Origin of the sequence: Pseudomonas japonica, assembly GCF_013522925.1 — a bacterium.
GTDB lineage: Bacteria > Pseudomonadota > Gammaproteobacteria > Pseudomonadales > Pseudomonadaceae > Aquipseudomonas > Aquipseudomonas japonica_A.
Genome location: NZ_JAAMQU010000001.1, coordinates 450,774 through 466,409, shown reverse-complemented (window position 1 = coordinate 466,409; position 15,636 = coordinate 450,774). Strand labels below are relative to the sequence as shown.

Below are 15,636 nucleotides of genomic sequence, written 5' to 3'. Positions count from 1 at the left end.
GGTCCTGTCCTCGGCCCAAAGGGCACAGTGATTTTTCTTGTTGTTCCACTGTCTGCCCGGCTGACTGCGCCGGTGCGCTTACTGCTTCGTTGCTTTGATAGTCAGGTCACAGTGCGGGTCAGAATGCCGCCACAGGGGCCCGTTCAACACGAGCCGGCACGGTTACCTCTTCAGCCGCGGCGGTGCGTAACAAAAGCTCTGCTGCTTTCTCGGCGATCATTAGCGTAGGGGAGCAGGTATTTCCGGAAACAATCAGCGGCATGATCGAAGCATCGGCAATGCGAAGCCCTCGAACACCCCTGACCCGAAGTTCTGGGTCCACTACCGCTTCGGCGTCCACCCCCATGCGGCAGGTGCCAACCGGGTGGAATATAGTCGTTCCAACAGTACCCGCCGCTGTTTCGAGTTCTTCCTGCGACTGGAAGGATGCACCTGGGAGGTACTCGACCGGTTTGAAGGGCGCGAGCGCGGCGCCTTCAACGATAGTACGGGTTACCCGAATGGCATCGGCCGCAACGCGCAGGTCATCCGGATGGCTCAGGTATCGAGGGTCTATCAAGGGCGCGTCGCCTGGGTTACGGGAAGTGATTTCCACCCGACCGCGACTCTTGGGGCGCAGGTTACACACAGAGGCCGTGAAGGCTGCGAAGCGGTGCAAGGGCTCGCCAAACCGGTCCAGGGATAAAGGCTGTACGTGGTACTGAAGGTTGGCGCTGGGCTGGCTGGGATCGGAGCGGACGAAGGCGCCCAACTGGCTCGGTGCCATGGCCAATGGGCCGCTGCGGTCGTAAAGGTAGCGCAGCCCCATGCCGCATTTTCCCCACAGGCTATTGGCAACCTGATTAAGCGTACGTACGTTCTCGACCTGATAAATCAACCGCAGTTGCAGGTGGTCCTGCAGGTTCGTGCCGACCCCAGGCGCTTCCAAGCGCACGGGAATATCGAGTTTTTCGAGTAAGGGGCGAGGGCCGATACCGGAGCGTTGCAGAATAGTGGGGGACCCGATGGCACCCGCACTGAGGATCACCTCCCGTTTGGCCGCGAACGAACGCTTGCTGCCGAGCCAGTCAGCTTCGACACCGCTCGCCCGGTCGCCGTCAAACAGCAGCTTATCCACAGCAACCTTGGTCAATACTTTAAGGTTTGTCCGTTTGAGTACCGGACGCAGAAACGCCTTGGAAGAATTCCATCGCACACCAGCGCGCTGGTTCACGTGGAAATATCCACAACCTTCGTTATCCCCACGATTGAAGTCATCCACAGGCCCGATGCCCGCCTGCCCGGCTGCTTCGCGGAACGCATCCAGGATCGGCCAGCGGTAACGCTGGGCCTCTACTCGCCATTCGCCGGTTTCTCCATGCCAGTCATTCCCGCCTGCGGCATGAAGCTCGGTCTTACGAAAGAGGGGCAGCACATCGTTCCAGCTCCAGCCCGCGTTCCCCAACGCTGCCCAGCCATCATAATCTCGCGCCTGGCCACGCATGTAGATCATGCCGTTGATGGAGGAGCAGCCTCCCAGAACCTTGCCCCGGGGATAATTCAGTGAACGCCCGTGCAGGCCATTTTGGGGTTGGGTTTTAAAGCACCAGTCGGTGCGCGGGTTGCCGATGCAGAACAGATAGCCAACCGGGATATGTATCCAGGCGTAGTTATCTTCACCTCCGGCTTCGAGCAGAAGCACCCGGTGATCGGGGTTGGCGGAGAGCCGGTTAGCCAGCAGGCAACCGGCCGGGCCGGCGCCAACGATGATGTAATCGTATGTATCCTCGGCATTGGACATGCGCTACGCCTCGTATTTTTATTGTTCTTTACCTCATGGTATTGATTAAACGCGGTTTGAAAACGATAGTTTTTACCCAATGGCTGTGCGTTTTTGCACAGCATGAACAGCCTCCTGATTTACAACGATAATTATTGGAGTGGCAATGTTCGACTGGGACGACGTCCGTTTTTTTCTCGAGCTCCATCGCAGCGGGCGCCTGCTTGCCGCCGCCAAACGGCTCAATACCACCCATAGCACGGTTGCCCGCCATATCGAGCGCATCGAGCGCACACTGGGCGCTGCGTTGTTCGTGCAACAAGCCCAAGGCTACGAACTTACGCCCGCAGGCAATGCACTGCTGCGGCATGCCGAGGCCATGGAAAATTCTGCGCTGATGGCGCAGGAAGAAATTACCCAGTCAATCATGCCGCTCGGCAAGATTCGCCTGGGTACAGCAGAAGGCATAGGCGTGTGTTTTATCACTCCTCGCATGCCGCAACTCTTCGAGCGGTACCCTGGGCTGCAGGTCGAGCTGGTCGCGGTGCCGCGCTTCGTCAACATCCTCAACCGAGAGGCAGAAATCAGCATTCACCTCGAGCGCCCGGAGGCGGACATGCTGATTACGCGCAAGCTCAGCGATTACCGCCTGGGCCTCTATGCCAGCCCTGAATACCTGGCGGCTGCACCACCCCTGGAGCACCGCGACCAACTGAGCCAACACCAATGGATCGGCTACGTGGACGATTTGCTGTTCAGCCAGCAGTTGTTGCTACTGAACGCCTTCTGTCGGTCGCCTAATGTGGTTTTCCGCAGCACAAGCGTGCTGGCCCAGCAACTGGCTGCCCATGCCGGGCTTGGCATCGCGGTACTCCCGCAATACATGGCAGCACACGACAGCCGATTGCGCCGGGTGCTGCCTACCGAGAGCATTCAGAGAACGTACTGGATAAGTACCCGCAAAGAGCTACATAAGTCGGTAAGGCTACGAGTGGTCTGGGACTTCCTCGTGGAGCTATGCAACCGGGAAGCTTCCATACTCCTTGCAACCTAGCTGATTCTGTACGGGTGTACCAAGGCTTAATGTGTTTGCTCCCAAATAAGCTGATGCGGGCAACGTACACCGTGGTACGTACCACGTTGCAAAATCTATAAGAAACAGTAGCTGTGGCTAATGGCTTATTGCCATAAATCAGTCATAGATGTATTTGGCATTGAAGGAAAACCCATGCGTAAGCTGGATAGAACTGATATCTCCATCCTTAACGCGCTGCAGGACAACGCGCGTATCACGAACGCAGAGCTTGCACGTACGGTAAACCTCTCATCCACACCATGCTTCAACCGGGTGAAAGCAATGGAGGAGCTAGGGTTGATCAAGCAACAGGTAACGCTTCTTGCCCCAGAGATGCTTGGCCTGCACGTCAATGTCTTTATTCATGTGAGCCTCGAGAAACAAGTGGATGGGGCACTGGCGCGTTTTGAAGAGGCCATTTCTCAGCGTCCAGAGGTGATGGAGTGCTACCTCATGAGCGGCGACGCGGATTATCTGATCCGTGTTCTGGTTCCAGACATACACGCTCTGGAGCGTTTCATCATCAATCACCTCACTCGATTCCCCGGCGTCGCCAATATCCGCTCAAGCTTTGCGCTCAAGCAGGTTCGCTATAAAACCGCGCTACCGTTGCCACCAAATGGATTGATGATCGGAGAATAGCCCAGCGATCCCGGCGGCAGGGGAACATGTTCCTGCTCCGCCAACTGGTACGAAAAAAGGTAGGTTGCTCCCTCGTTGGTAAACGCAAGGGAGTGCACCATGTCGGACTGGAACAATCGATTTACACATCTGATACGCCAAAGCCGCCCTAACCTGTGGGGTAACTGGGCGTTGGCTCCCACTATCCAACCCGGGGCAGTCGGTTTCGTAGATACATCCACCGGGGCCTTCAAGCTGGTAGAGGAAACCGTTCCTTCTCTCGCGGTAAAGGAGAAGCTCGTTTCTTCCAGTTGGAAGCTCAGCAGTGAAGGCGTAAGTCGGCAGCAGGCGGACGTTAAAGGTGAAGCCTCCGTGATCGATCCTCACTCGGGGCTGAGCCTCAAGCCGGAGGTTGAATTCGTGTGGCGCTTTCAAAATAAAGATTCGATAGCCTCCGAATTTGCCATCGCCAAAGAGGTAGCGGTCACTGACCTGGGAATTCTGAACGACCAATACGCTTGGCTATTGGCGACAGCAGAAAAGGTAGGGTTCGCCCAGAATGGCAAGATCGCTCAAGGCTTCGGTGTTATCACCGAGGTCGTCTATGCGAAAAGCGGACTCAACATCGGCGCGAACGATAAAGACGCTTCCTATACCTTGGGAGGGACCGTCAAAGGCCTGCATGCCCTGCTGGGAGAGAAAGGCCCTGGCGGCTCCGTGCGCGCCAGCTATAGCTACAGCCGGGAAACTCACTCATTGGACAAGCACGTCTGGCCTGCGACGGAAGGGGAGGTGGCTAGCGAGCTGATCCCGGTAGCCTTCGCGTTTTCATCTTTTGAAGGCCGTACCGTGCTGCCGGCGTGGCGCGGACGAATCAACGGCTTATCGCTTTTCCTGGATAGCAAGGCCCGTAAGGGAACAACGTACATCACTAAAGCCAGGCTCAGTTACAGCGTAGATGGCAAGCGTGTGGATGAGCCGGTAGCGACTATCTCCGGCGGGCTTTCCGCCAGCTTTGCCAACATCCCTATAAACGCGCAGGAGTTGCAGCTCGAACTCGTGTTCAAGGGTATGTTCAAGGATGTCAGGCAAACCTTTTCCTGGGCAGTCCCTGTAGCGCAATGGCCGGCCGGTGTTATGCATATTGACCTGACCGGAACATGGCCCGGGCAGCCGAAGGCGACAATCCGGGAGGATTTGAACACCGGTATTTGACCCGACAATGCATAAAAAAACCCCAGCGTAAGCTGGGGTTTCGATTGCGGGCTAACGAGGGGTTAGAAGTCCAGGTTGGACACCGCCAGTGCATTGCTCTCGATGAAATCGCGGCGAGGCTCAACAGCATCGCCCATCAAGGTATTGAAGATCTGGTCCGCGCCAATGGCGTCTTCGATGGTGACCTTCAACATACGACGCACCGTTGGGTCCATCGTAGTTTCCCAGAGCTGATCCGGGTTCATCTCACCAAGCCCTTTATAGCGCTGAATACTGAAACGTTTGGCCGTCTCGGTCATCAACCAGTCCAAGGCTTCCTTGAACTCGCCCACGGGCTTTTTACGCTCACCCCGCTGAACGTACGCACCCTCGTCGAGCAAGCTGTTCAGCTGAGCCCCCAGGGCCGTTACGGTGCGGTAATCATTGCTACCGAAGAAGTCCCGGTTGAAGGTCACATAGCTTGCCAAGCCATGGGACAGCACTTCCACCTCAGGTAGCCACAGGTTGCGCTCACGATCTTCGCGCAAGGTCGCCTTGTAGGTGAGCCCGGACTTCTCCGAACGCTTCAGGCGATTCGCGAAATGCCCCAGCCATTCTTGCATCGCTGCATGATTGCCCAGCTGCTCAAGCGATACGGGTTGCAGGTAAACAAAGTGCTCGGTGATTTCCTGAGGGTACAAACGAGACAGCCGCTTGAGGGTTTTCATGACCATGCGGTAGTCGTTCACCAGGCGCTCCAGGGCTTCGCCCTTGATACCAGGTACGTCTTCGCCCAAGTGCAGGCTGGCGTCTTCAAGGGCGGTTTGGGTGAGGTATTCCTCCATCGCCTCGTCGTCCTTGATGTACTGTTCCTGCTTGCCTCTTTTCACCTTGTAAAGCGGTGGCTGAGCAATGTACACATAGCCTCGTTCGATCAGCTCCGGCAGCTGACGGAAGAAGAAGGTCAGCAGCAGGGTTCGAATGTGCGAGCCATCCACATCAGCGTCGGTCATGATGATGATGTTGTGGTAACGCAATTTCTCGATGTTGTATTCGTCACGACCAATGCCGCAGCCGAGCGCGGTAATCAGCGTGCCCACTTCCTGCGACGCGATCATCTTGTCGAAGCGTGCCTTCTCGACGTTGAGGATTTTGCCCTTCAGCGGAAGAATGGCTTGGGTACGACGATTGCGGCCTTGTTTGGCGGACCCGCCTGCAGAGTCACCCTCCACCAGGTACAGCTCGGAAAGGGCAGGGTCCTTTTCCTGACAATCCGCTAGCTTGCCAGGCAACCCTGCAATATCCAGGGCGCCCTTGCGGCGGGTCATCTCACGCGCCTTGCGGGCTGCTTCGCGTGCACGAGCAGCGTCGATCATCTTGCCGACCACTGCCTTCGCTTCGTTGGGGTTCTCCAAAAGGAAATCGGAGAAATATTTACCCATTTCCTGCTCGACAGCGGTTTTTACTTCGGACGAGACCAGCTTGTCCTTGGTCTGGGAGCTGAACTTGGGATCTGGCACTTTCACCGAGATGATCGCCGTGAGCCCTTCACGGGCGTCGTCTCCCGTGGTCGCCACCTTATGCTTCTTCGACAAGCCTTCCTGCTCAATATAGGTATTGAGGTTCCGGGTGAGGGCCGAGCGGAAGCCCACCAGGTGGGTGCCGCCGTCGCGCTGCGGGATGTTGTTGGTGAAGCAGAGGAGGTTCTCATTGAACCCATCGTTCCACTGCAAGGCGATTTCCACGCCCACGCCGTCTTCGCGCTGCACAGTAAAGTGGAAGACCTGCTGGTTGACCGTGGTCTTGTTGGTGTTGAGGTATTCAACAAATGCGCGCAGGCCGCCTTCATATTTGAAGAACTCTTCTTTGCCACTGCGCTCGTCCTTCAGGAAGATCCCGACGCCCGAGTTGAGGAACGACAGCTCACGGATTCGCTTCGCCAGGATATCCCAGCTGAAATGGATGTTCTTGAAGGTGTCAGCGGACGGTTTGAAATGGATCTCGGTACCCGTGGTTTCGCTGTCCCCTACGACCTTCATGGGCTCCTGCGGCACGCCATGAACGTAATGTTGCTCCCAGATCTTGCCACTGCGGCGGACGGTCAGCAGCAAGGATTCAGACAAAGCATTCACAACCGACACGCCTACGCCGTGGAGGCCTCCGGATACCTTGTATGAGTTGTCGTCGAATTTACCGCCGGCGTGCAGGACGGTCATGATGACTTCCGCCGCTGACACGCCTTCTTCTTTATGCACGTCCACCGGAATGCCGCGGCCGTTGTCGCGAACGGAGATGGACTCGTCCGGGTGAATGGTTACGGTGATGTCGTCACAGTGACCAGCCAGCGCTTCGTCAATCGAGTTGTCCAGCACCTCGAACACCATGTGGTGCAGGCCGCTTCCATCGTCTGTGTCGCCGATGTACATACCGGGGCGCTTGCGAACCGCATCCAGGCCTTTCAGTACCTTGATGCTTGAGGAGTCATATGTCTGGTTGTCGCTCATGCTTCACTCCTGATGTTTCGAGGTCTGAGTGATATGGCCATGTTCCACGTGGAACAACGATACCTCCGTATCTTTATGCCAATCATTACTCAGGAATTCGTGGTTAACGCAGGTGATGAACACCTGACATTTCAATTCTTCAAGCAGCCGGCAAAGAGCTTTGCGGTGCTGCTCGTCAAGTTCAGAGGGCAGGTCGTCCACCAGATAAACACACTGGCTTCTGCGGACTTGGCTTAACAGGTGGCCTTGAGCGATACGTAGGGCGCAGACCACTAGTTTCTGTTGGCCTCGAGAGAGAGTTTCGGCAGCGTTATGGCTACCTTGGCGGAGCCGTAAATCGGCGCGCTGTGGCCCCGAATGCGTATGGCCCAGTTGCCGGTCGCGCAACAACGAACTGGCCAGCACTTCGCTCAATTCACGGTCCTTGTCCCAGCCGCGGAAATAGCTCAGGGACAGACCTGGTAAATCAACCAGCTCACCGAGGATCTGATCAAATACAGGCTTGAGCTGCTGGATATATGATCGTCTGAATTCATCAATCTGCGCACTGGCCGACAGCAGCTCACGGTCCCACGCGGCCTGTGAAACGGCGTCTATTGTACCATGCCGCAGCCATGAGTTCCGTTGCTTCAGAGCCTTCTGCAGCCGCTGCCAAACAGGGAGAAACCGAGGTTCCACGTGGAACACTCCCCAATCCAGGAACTGTCGCCTGACCTTGGGAGCACCCTCCAGAAGTCTGAAGCTATCGGGGTTGATCAACTGCAAAGGAAGCACTTCGGCCAGCTGCGCAGCGCTGCGGGCATTATCGCCGTCGATTCGAATCAGGAAGTCGCCATCCCGTTGGCGAGACACGCCTAGGTTGCATACGCGGTCATTCTCAACCAAGACCTGACCGAAGACGGTGCAGGCGGGCTGTTCGTATTGAATGACAGGTTGGAGGCGAGTGCTGCGGAAGGAGCGCGCCAAGGCAAGAAGATGGATAGCTTCAAGAACGCTGGTTTTACCGCTGCCATTGTCACCGTGGAGAATGTTTATCCGAGGGGAGGGCAGCAAGGTCACTGGGTGCAGGTTACGCACCGCAGTGACAGAAACACGTGAGAGAGACATTGATAGGCGATCAAAGCCGCATCGGCATCACGACGTAGGAGGAATCGTCATTATCGGCTTCCTGAAGCAATGCACTGCTATTGGAATCGGAAAGCACCAAGCGTACCTGCTCCGTTGTCATTACCCCAAGCACGTCCAACAGGTAACTGACGTTGAAGCCGATCTCCAGACTACCCCCGCTATAGTCGACGCTGATTTCTTCTTCAGCCTCTTCCTGTTCGGGATTGTTTGCCTGGATCTTCAACTGACCAGCGCCGAGCTGCAACCGGATGCCACGGTATTTTTCGTTCGAAAGAATGGCTGTACGGCTGAATGCTTCTTTCAACGCCTGCCGGTCCCCGAGCACAACCTTATCGCCGCCTTTTGGCAGAACACGCTCGTAATCAGGGAATTTGCCATCAACCAATTTGGAAGTGAAGGTGAACTCACCCGTAGTAGCACGAATGTGATGCATGCCCAGTACGATGCTGACGGTACCATCTGGATCGGTCAGCAGGCGGGCGAGTTCAAGAATGCCCTTGCGAGGCACGATAACCTGGTGCTTGTCGGCCTGACCGAGATCGGCCGTCATCGAGCACATGGCCAGCCGGTGACCATCCGTGGCGACCGCACGAATCAGCCCGGTCGAAACTTCCAGCAACATCCCGTTCAGGTAATAGCGTACGTCCTGTTGAGCCATGGCAAACCCGGTGCGCTCGATCAAGCGACGCAACTTGCCCTGGGCAAGGGTGCAGGTGAGGGAACCGTGACCCTCTTCGGCCGTAGGGAAGTCGCTGGCGGGCAACGTGGATAAAGTGAAGCGACTGCGGCCTGCCTTTACCAGAAGCTTCTGCTCATCCAGACGCACGTCAATCTGCGCATCGGCGGGAAGGCTTTTGCATATATCCATCAGCTTGCGGGCAGGCACCGTTATTTCGCCCGGTTCCGCGGGCTCTTCCAGTTGCACGCGGCCTACGAGCTCAACTTCCAGATCGGTACCGGTGAGGGAAAGCTGCTGCCCCTGGACCACCAGCAACACGTTGGAAAGCACGGGAAGCGTCTGGCGGCGTTCTACCACCCCGGCAACCAGTTGCAGAGGCTTGAGGAGCGCCTCTCGTTGAATGGAAAAATGCATGGCGTCAGTTCCTGGCCTTTTTCGTGGCAGCTACGTAAGCGTCAAGTGGTAAGCGTACGGAGCAGGTTCTTGTAATCCTCGCGAATATCCGCGTCAGATTCTTTCAATTCGTTGATCTTTCTGCAGGCATGCAAGACCGTCGTATGATCGCGCCCACCGAACACATCGCCGATCTCAGGCAAGCTGTGATTGGTCAGTTCCTTGGATAGAGCCATCGCGACCTGGCGAGGTCTGGCGACGGATCGCGAGCGACGCTTGGAAAGGAGATCGGAGATCTTGATCTTGTAGTACTCGGCTACTGTGCGCTGAATGTTATCCACACTGACCAATTTGTCCTGCAGTGCAAGAAGGTCCTTCAAGGACTCGCGGATCAACTCGATCGTGATGTCGCGCCCCATGAAATGCGCATGGGCAATCACCCGCTTAAGGGCGCCTTCGAGTTCGCGCACATTGGAGCGGATTCGTTGAGCGATGAAGAATGCGGCGTCGTGGGGCAATTCCACCTTCGCCTGATCAGCTTTCTTCATGAGAATCGCAACCCTTGTCTCGAGCTCCGGAGGTTCGACGGCAACCGTCAGCCCCCAGCCAAAGCGCGATTTCAAGCGCTCCTCGAGGCCCTCGATTTCCTTCGGGTAACGATCGCTGGTAAGGATGACCTGCTGGCCACCCTCGAGCAGGGCGTTGAAGGTATGGAAGAACTCTTCCTGGGACCGTTCCTTGCGTGCGAAAAACTGAATGTCATCGATGAGCAGCGCGTCCACCGACCGATAAAAGCGCTTGAACTCGTTGATAGCGTTCAGCTGCAAGGCCTTGACCATGTCAGCGACGAATCGCTCCGAATGCAGGTACACCACCTTGGCATTTGGATTTTTCTTGAGCAAATGGTTACCCACAGCATGCATGAGGTGGGTTTTACCCAGGCCAACCCCACCATAAAGGAACAGTGGGTTGTACCCATGCTTGGGATTATCCGCAACTTGCCATGCCGCTGCTCGAGCCAACTGGTTCGATTTGCCTTCCACGAAATTTTCGAAAGTAAAGGTACGGTTGAGGTAACTGGTGTGCTTGAGCGCGCCTTCAACCTGAACACTGCGCGTTTCGCTTCGCGCAGTGGTCGGGGCAGTCATTGGATCGAAGCTATCCCGCGATGGCTCCGGGTCGGCGCCCTTCGGCGCAGCCGGTATCGGCGCCGGAGCCGCGGGCTGAACGGAGGCTGGCGCAGGCGCTGGCATGGAGGCAGCTGGCATGGGCGCATTGGCAGCAGTGCGCGGAGCAGAACTGCGACGGCTACCGATCAGCAGCGAAAGGGCAGGCACAGAACCCTCGCCGCGTTCAGCCATCAACTCGAGCAAGCGACCCAGGTATTTCTCATTGACCCAATCCAGGACGAAGCGGTTAGGCGCATAGATGCGCAACTCGTCACCTTCCGCTTCCGCCTGGAGCGGACGTATCCAGGTATTGAACAGTTGAGCAGGCAGTTCCTCGCGGAGCAATTCCACGCACTGCTGCCAGATTTCCACTGACACAGGAATCCCCAGAGATAGATAAGCCCGAAGGGCAAAAAAGCGTCGGCCATTGTACCTAGCGCCGAGTTAGTTATCCACACCTGCCGCTCAGCGGAGGACATCAAGCTTGAATGGGCGGAAAAACGTGCGAAAAAAGATCTGCAAGAGCCCTGTGGAAAACGTAGCCTGAGCCCAGTGGGTTAGTGGGGTTCAAACCCTGTTGATAACCTGGCTGTGGATATCTGGCAATTCTGTGCACAGGTTTTATCCACAGACTGAACAAGATGCGCGCTGCTTGTGGACAACCTTTGCCGGCCTTGGAGAGCCCTAATCTATTGGCCGAAATAAGGTTATCCACAAGGAACGGCTTCCTCAAGCTTTATAAGCTCTACAGAAAAGCTTTTTATACGTCCTTCTTTTTATTTCTGTTTCCTGCCTTCGTTCTGACGCAAGCGACCCTGTAACCATATGTAAGGAAAAGCTGGTCGGAAATTGACCTATGCCCGTGCTTTCAATAGAATCGCCGGTCTCTTGAAAACCGGGCCATTGGGGCCCAGCCGACCAACCAGGTAACTGTCCATGAAACGTACTTTCCAACCCAGCACCATCAAGCGCGCTCGCACCCACGGTTTCCGTGCTCGCATGGCCACCAAGAACGGCCGCGCCGTCCTGTCGCGTCGTCGCGCCAAGGGCCGTAAGCGTCTGGCTGTCTGATTTGCCGGCACAGGTAGGTGAGTCAGGACTTCAGCCGGAGCAAGCGACTGCTTGTTCCGAAGCAATTCAAGGCAGTCTTTGACTCCCCGACCGGCAAGGTCCCGGGGAAGCATCTCCTGATCCTTGCCAAGGATAACCAGCTCGATCATCCACGCCTCGGGCTGGTGATCGGCAAGAAAAGCGTCAAGCTGTCAGTGCAGCGCAACCGTATCAAACGTGTGATTCGTGACTCGTTCCGCCATCACCAGGAATCACTGGCTGGCTGGGATATCGTCATCGTGGCCCGAAAGGGGCTCGGCGACCTCGAGAACACCGAGCTGCATTTGCATTTCGCCAAGCTTTGGAAGCGTCTGGCCCGATCTCGGCCGGCTGCTCACACCGAACCCAAGGAACAGCACAGCCAAGATGCGTAAACTGGTCCTGCTACCGATCCAGTTTTACCGCTATGCCATTAGTCCCCTGATGGCCAGTCATTGCCGTTTCTATCCCAGTTGCTCCTGTTATGCCCATGAAGCCATCAGCCAGTACGGCGTGTGGCGTGGGAGCTGGCTGACCATACGCCGGCTGGGGCGCTGCCATCCCTGGAATGCTGGCGGTTTCGATCCCGTCCCGTCCGTGTCCACCCTTCGTAATAATTCGAAAGCCGAGTAATCATGGATATAAAACGTACGATCCTGATGGGCGCCCTGGCAGTCGTGGCCTACGTTCTGGTCCTGAAGTGGAATCAGGACTACGGCCAGGCTGCCCTGCCGACCCAGAGCGCAGCGACCCAGGCCGCGATCCCTTCGGATTTACCGCAAGCACCTGGCGCCAACGCAACGACGTCCGATGTGCCGGACACCAATGCACCGGCAGTAGCCGCAGCAACGGCTCCAGCAGCATCCAGCCAGGAGCTGATCCGGGTGCGCACTGATGTGCTCGACCTTGCCATCGATCCGAAGGGCGGGGATATCGTGCAACTCACACTGCCCCAGTATCCGCGGCGGCAGGATCATCCGGAAATTCCTTTCCAGCTGTTCGACAATGGCAGTGAGCGCGTGTATCTGGCCCAAAGCGGCCTGACCGGAGCCAATGGCCCGGACGTTCAGGCCTCTGGCCGTCCGCTCTACACCAGCTCGAGTGCCAGTTATCAACTGGCCGAAGGGCAGGACCAGTTGGTTGTGGACCTTTTGTTCAGCCAGAACAACGTCAACTACATCAAACGCTTCAGCCTGAAGCGAGGCGAGTATGACCTCACGGTCAGCTACCTGATCGACAACCAGAGCACTCAGGCCTGGGTGGGCAACCTGTTTGCCCAGCTCAAGCGCGATGCGAGCTCCGATCCCTCTTCGAGCACCGCCACTGGCACCGCCACCTACCTTGGCGCGGCCCTGTGGACAACCTCGGAGCCCTACAAGAAAGTCCCCATGAAGGACATCGACAAGGGCCAGTTCAAAGAAACGGTCCAGGGCGGCTGGGTAGCCTGGTTGCAACACTACTTTGTTACCGCATGGGTACCTGCCAGCAGCGACAGCAACAACGTGATGACCCGCAAGGACAGCCAGGGTAACTACATCGTTGGCTTCACTGGCCCGACCATGACCGTCGCGCCCGGCGCCAAGGTCGAAACGACCGCCACGTTGTACGCCGGCCCGAAAATCCAGAACAAGCTGAAGGAGTTGTCCCCAGGCCTGGAACTGACCGTCGACTACGGCTTCCTTTGGTTCATCGCGCAGCCTATCTTCTGGTTGCTCAAGCATATCCACAGCTTGCTGAACAACTGGGGCTGGTCGATCATCTGCCTGACCGTACTGATCAAGCTGCTGTTCTTCCCGCTGTCAGCGGCCAGCTACAAGTCCATGGCACGCATGCGAGCGGTAGCCCCACGTCTGGCGGCGCTCAAAGAGCAGTTTGGCGACGATCGCCAGAAGATGTCCCAGGCGATGATGGAGCTGTACAAGAAAGAGAAGATCAACCCGCTTGGTGGCTGCTTGCCGATCGTGGTGCAGATGCCTGTATTCCTGGCGCTGTACTGGGTACTGCTTGAAAGCGTGGAAATGCGTCAGGCGCCGTGGATGTTCTGGATCACCGACCTGTCCATCAAAGATCCGTTCTTCATCCTGCCTATCATCATGGGCGCCACCATGTTCATTCAGCAACGGCTGAACCCGGCGCCACCGGATCCGATGCAGGCCAAGGTCATGAAGCTGATGCCGATTGTCTTCACCTTCTTCTTCCTGTGGTTCCCGGCGGGCCTTGTGCTGTACTGGATCACCAACAACACGTTGTCGATCCTGCAGCAGTGGTTCATCACCCGCAGCATTGAGCGAGCAAACGCCAACGCTTCGGCTTAAGCCGCTACACTCGTTCGCAAACGCCCCTTGATAGGGGCGTTTTGCATTTTCCGGTGGATAACTCATGAACCTTTCTAAAGACACCATCGCAGCCATTGCCACTGCACAGGGGCGTGGAGGCGTAGGCATCGTCCGTGTGTCCGGAGCCGACGCAAAGCGGATCGCGGACGAGATCCTGCGCCGGCCGCTTGTCCCTCGCTATGCGCATCATGGTGCTTTCCATGGCGAGCGGGGCGAGGTGGTGGATGAGGGCCTGGCGATCCTGTTCCAGGGACCGAACTCCTTTACAGGGGAAGATGTACTTGAACTGCACGGCCATGGTGGGCCTGTTGTGCTGGACATGCTGCTGCGGCGCTGTACAGGCCTGGGCTGTCGATTGGCCCGCCCTGGCGAGTTCAGCGAGCGGGCATTTCTGAACGACAAGCTGGATCTGGCACAGGCAGAAGCTATCGCCGATCTGATCGAAGCCAGTTCCGAGCAGGCCGCACGCAACGCCGTGCGCTCGTTACAGGGTGCGTTCTCTCAACGGGTGGAGGCACTTACCGAAGCTCTGATCCAGCTGCGGATCTATGTGGAAGCGGCGATAGACTTTCCCGAGGAAGAAATCGACTTCCTGGCAGACGGGCTCGTTTTGGCCAAACTGGAAGCGGTTCGCGATTCTCTGGCCACGGTGCTTGCAGAAGCCAGCCAGGGCGCACTGGTGCGCGATGGCATGACCTTGGTCATTGCAGGGCGCCCCAACGCTGGCAAGTCCAGCCTGTTGAATCTTCTGGCGGGACGCGAAGCGGCGATCGTTACAGACATCGCGGGCACTACGCGGGATATTCTCAAGGAACATATTCACATCGACGGCATGCCGCTGCACGTCATCGATACTGCAGGGCTGAGAAACACGGGCGACCTGGTGGAAAAGATAGGGGTTGAGCGAGCGCTGAAGGCCATTCAGGACGCCGATCGCATTCTCTTGGTGGTGGATGCCAATAGCGACTCGGAGGCAGATCCCCACGCGCTCTGGCCTGAGTTCCTGGACACAGCGCCATCACTCGAACGTGTCACCCTCGTACGTAACAAGGCAGACCTCACGGGTGAACAGCCCGGCCTGCATATGGCTGCTGATGGCCAGGCCACATTAACCTTGAGCGCATTGGATACTGGCGCAGGCCTGGGCTTGCTTCGAGACCACCTGAAGGCAGTGATGGGTTACGAGCAAACCGCCGAAGGTAGCTTCAGCGCCCGCCGCAGGCACTTGGAAGCGCTCCGTCAGGCGCAACAGTACCTAGATCACGGCCGTAACCAGCTGGTTCATGCCGCAGCCGGCGAGCTGCTGGCGGAAGATTTACGGCTGGCGCAGCAGTGCCTGGGTGAAATCACGGGGGCATTTACTTCGGATGACCTGCTTGGACGGATTTTCACAAGTTTCTGTATCGGAAAATAACCCTCTTTTTTTTTCAAGCCGGCCTTTGGGTCGGCTTTTTTTTGCCCACAATCTGCGGATAAGCCCTGTGGAAAACCCTACCTGAGGGCTCTTCATAACCCAAGGCGAAAACCGTGCACAAAAGCCCGTTGTGGGTAAGTACGATGTTATGCACAGCTTATCTTGGCTTATCACAAACCCCCAGGGGTACCTATCGACAGTTTTCCACACGGCTGTAAACTCCGCGTGCCAAGGCCTACGGATGGTTATCCACAGAAGTGGGCCTTACTAAGAAT

13 protein-coding genes are annotated in these 15,636 nt (G+C 56.9%); 8 read left to right on the top strand and 5 right to left on the bottom strand.

Annotation, left to right across the window (positions count from 1 at the left end; all coding sequences use genetic code 11):
* Positions 1-118 precede the first annotated feature (118 nt).
* On the bottom strand, positions 119-1,780 hold the full coding sequence (locus tag G7016_RS02200) for a GMC family oxidoreductase (protein ID WP_181111191.1): 1,662 nt from the start codon (positions 1,778-1,780) through the stop codon (positions 119-121).
* A 145-nt stretch (positions 1,781-1,925) separates the two neighbouring features.
* Here G7016_RS02200 and G7016_RS02195 point away from each other — a divergent pair, with 145 nt between their 5' ends.
* From G7016_RS02195 to G7016_RS02185, 3 genes are all read left to right on the top strand, one after another.
* Entirely contained in the window at positions 1,926-2,813 is an 888-nt protein-coding gene (locus G7016_RS02195) for a LysR family transcriptional regulator (RefSeq protein ID WP_181111190.1), read from the top strand.
* 174 nt (positions 2,814-2,987) lie between these two features.
* The gene (locus G7016_RS02190) at positions 2,988-3,476 is read left to right on the top strand and encodes an Lrp/AsnC family transcriptional regulator (protein WP_181111189.1); all 489 of its coding nucleotides are present in this window, start codon (positions 2,988-2,990) and stop codon (positions 3,474-3,476) included.
* 99 nt (positions 3,477-3,575) lie between these two features.
* A complete protein-coding gene (locus tag G7016_RS02185; protein WP_181111188.1) occupies positions 3,576-4,670 on the top strand; it encodes a hypothetical protein in 1,095 nt (364 codons plus the stop codon).
* Between the two features lie 62 nt (positions 4,671-4,732).
* On the opposite strand, the gene gyrB is transcribed toward G7016_RS02185, so the two are convergent.
* From gyrB to dnaA, 4 genes are read right to left on the bottom strand one after another with little or no spacing between them, the layout of a single operon-like run.
* Entirely contained in the window at positions 4,733-7,153 is a 2,421-nt protein-coding gene (gene gyrB, locus G7016_RS02180; protein WP_181111187.1) for a DNA topoisomerase (ATP-hydrolyzing) subunit B, read from the bottom strand.
* Between the two features lie 3 nt (positions 7,154-7,156).
* Entirely contained in the window at positions 7,157-8,260 is a 1,104-nt protein-coding gene (recF, locus tag G7016_RS02175; RefSeq protein WP_181111186.1) for a DNA replication/repair protein RecF, read from the bottom strand.
* 10 nt (positions 8,261-8,270) lie between these two features.
* Positions 8,271-9,374 carry a DNA polymerase III subunit beta gene (dnaN, locus tag G7016_RS02170; protein WP_181111185.1) on the bottom strand — a complete coding sequence of 368 codons (1,104 nt, stop codon included), beginning with the start codon at positions 9,372-9,374 and terminating at the stop codon, positions 8,271-8,273.
* Between the two features lie 41 nt (positions 9,375-9,415).
* A complete protein-coding gene (gene dnaA, locus G7016_RS02165; protein WP_181111184.1) occupies positions 9,416-10,900 on the bottom strand; it encodes a chromosomal replication initiator protein DnaA in 1,485 nt (494 codons plus the stop codon).
* Positions 10,901-11,458: 558 nt separating this feature from the next.
* On the opposite strand from dnaA, the gene rpmH reads away from it, so the two are divergent.
* The 5 genes from rpmH (at position 11,459) to mnmE (ending at position 15,361) form a co-directional block, all read left to right on the top strand.
* Positions 11,459-11,593, top strand: a complete 135-nt coding sequence (gene rpmH / locus G7016_RS02160) for a 50S ribosomal protein L34 (protein ID WP_002551315.1) — start codon at positions 11,459-11,461, stop codon at positions 11,591-11,593.
* A 17-nt stretch (positions 11,594-11,610) separates the two neighbouring features.
* Positions 11,611-12,006 (top strand): ribonuclease P protein component, encoded by a 396-nt coding sequence (gene rnpA / locus G7016_RS02155; RefSeq protein ID WP_181111183.1) that lies wholly within the window; start codon positions 11,611-11,613, stop codon positions 12,004-12,006.
* On the top strand, positions 11,999-12,244 hold the full coding sequence (gene yidD / locus G7016_RS02150; protein WP_181111182.1) for a membrane protein insertion efficiency factor YidD: 246 nt from the start codon (positions 11,999-12,001) through the stop codon (positions 12,242-12,244). The genes rnpA and yidD overlap by 8 nt, the downstream gene beginning before the upstream one ends.
* Positions 12,245-12,246: 2 nt before the next feature.
* Positions 12,247-13,926 carry a membrane protein insertase YidC gene (gene yidC, locus G7016_RS02145; RefSeq protein ID WP_181111181.1) on the top strand — a complete coding sequence of 560 codons (1,680 nt, stop codon included), beginning with the start codon at positions 12,247-12,249 and terminating at the stop codon, positions 13,924-13,926.
* A gap of 64 nt (positions 13,927-13,990) precedes the next feature.
* Positions 13,991-15,361: a tRNA uridine-5-carboxymethylaminomethyl(34) synthesis GTPase MnmE gene (gene mnmE / locus G7016_RS02140; protein WP_181111180.1), complete on the top strand. Its 1,371-nt coding sequence runs from the start codon at positions 13,991-13,993 to the stop codon at positions 15,359-15,361.
* Positions 15,362-15,636: the final 275 nt, after the last annotated feature.

Bases quoted from the DNA above. Each gene is read 5' to 3' on its own strand.
- rpmH (WP_002551315.1), top strand. From the start codon at position 11,459: ATGAAACGTACTTTCCAACCCAGCACCATCAAGCGCGCTCGCACCCAC.
- dnaN (WP_181111185.1), bottom strand. From the start codon at position 9,374: ATGCATTTTTCCATTCAACGAGAGGCGCTCCTCAAGCCTCTGCAACTG.
- G7016_RS02200 (WP_181111191.1), bottom strand. From the start codon at position 1,780: ATGTCCAATGCCGAGGATACATACGATTACATCATCGTTGGCGCCGGC.
- mnmE (WP_181111180.1), top strand. From the start codon at position 13,991: ATGAACCTTTCTAAAGACACCATCGCAGCCATTGCCACTGCACAGGGG.
- yidD (WP_181111182.1), top strand. From the start codon at position 11,999: ATGCGTAAACTGGTCCTGCTACCGATCCAGTTTTACCGCTATGCCATT.
- G7016_RS02195 (WP_181111190.1), top strand. From the start codon at position 1,926: ATGTTCGACTGGGACGACGTCCGTTTTTTTCTCGAGCTCCATCGCAGC.
- G7016_RS02185 (WP_181111188.1), top strand. From the start codon at position 3,576: ATGTCGGACTGGAACAATCGATTTACACATCTGATACGCCAAAGCCGC.
- yidC (WP_181111181.1), top strand. From the start codon at position 12,247: ATGGATATAAAACGTACGATCCTGATGGGCGCCCTGGCAGTCGTGGCC.
- G7016_RS02190 (WP_181111189.1), top strand. From the start codon at position 2,988: ATGCGTAAGCTGGATAGAACTGATATCTCCATCCTTAACGCGCTGCAG.
- gyrB (WP_181111187.1), bottom strand. From the start codon at position 7,153: ATGAGCGACAACCAGACATATGACTCCTCAAGCATCAAGGTACTGAAA.
- recF (WP_181111186.1), bottom strand. From the start codon at position 8,260: ATGTCTCTCTCACGTGTTTCTGTCACTGCGGTGCGTAACCTGCACCCA.